Raw genomic sequence first — 797 nt, forward strand, 5'->3', positions numbered from 1 at the left:
CATCGCCGAAATCTACGCCCAACCCGTCAGGCAGGCAACCGCAGCCCAGTTAACGTGACAATACCTTTGCAACTTATTGACCGGGTCACGTCAACTCCAGATGCGCAACGATTTGCTCCGCCAGATCGATCGGGGTTGTTCCGACCGTATTCAGATGAAGTTCCGGTGAGACCGGGGGTTCGTAGGTGTCACCCACGCCTGTGAAGTTGCTGATCTCTCCGGCATAGGCTTTCTTATACAAGCCCTTCGGGTCACGTTTGGCGCAGATATCGAGGGGAGTATCGACGAAGATCTCTATGAACTCCCCGGGTTCCATCAGATCCCGCGCCATGCGACGATCCAAGCGATAGGGGGAAATCAAACACACAAGAACGATCAGTCCCGCATCGGACATGAGTTTGGCAACATGTGCCGTACGCCTGATGTTCTCTACGCGATCCGCGACAGAGAAGCCCAGATCCTGATTCAGTCCGTGCCGGAGATTGTCGCCATCAAGGATGAAGGTGTGTTTGCCTGACACGTGCAGCAACATATCGACATGACTCGCAATCGTTGTTTTTCCTGCACCGGACAATCCTGTAAACCACAGGATCCGGGGATGCTGCGACTTGAGCGCTGCGCGCGTTTCGCGATCCTGGATGTGCTGCTGCCAGGACGTGCTGTCCGAGCGACGCACGGGATATTCCATGAGCATGATCCCCATAACTGCTGACAGATTTTATCAAAAAACAAGGTATTGTCACGTTAACTGGGCTGCGGTTGCCTGCCTGACGGGTTGGGCGTAGATTTCGGCGATG

General features: G+C 54.6%; 1 pseudogene. It reads right to left on the reverse strand.

Annotated features, from left to right (window positions below):
* Positions 1-85 precede the first annotated feature (85 nt).
* Positions 86-712, reverse strand: a pseudogene (gene cysC / locus OS035_RS33490) (adenylyl-sulfate kinase); the annotation flags it as partial.
* Positions 713-797 lie beyond the last annotated feature (85 nt).

The sequence above is a fragment of the Rhizobium sp. 268 genome, assembly GCF_036571585.1.
Classification (GTDB): domain Bacteria; phylum Pseudomonadota; class Alphaproteobacteria; order Rhizobiales; family Rhizobiaceae; genus Rhizobium; species Rhizobium redzepovicii.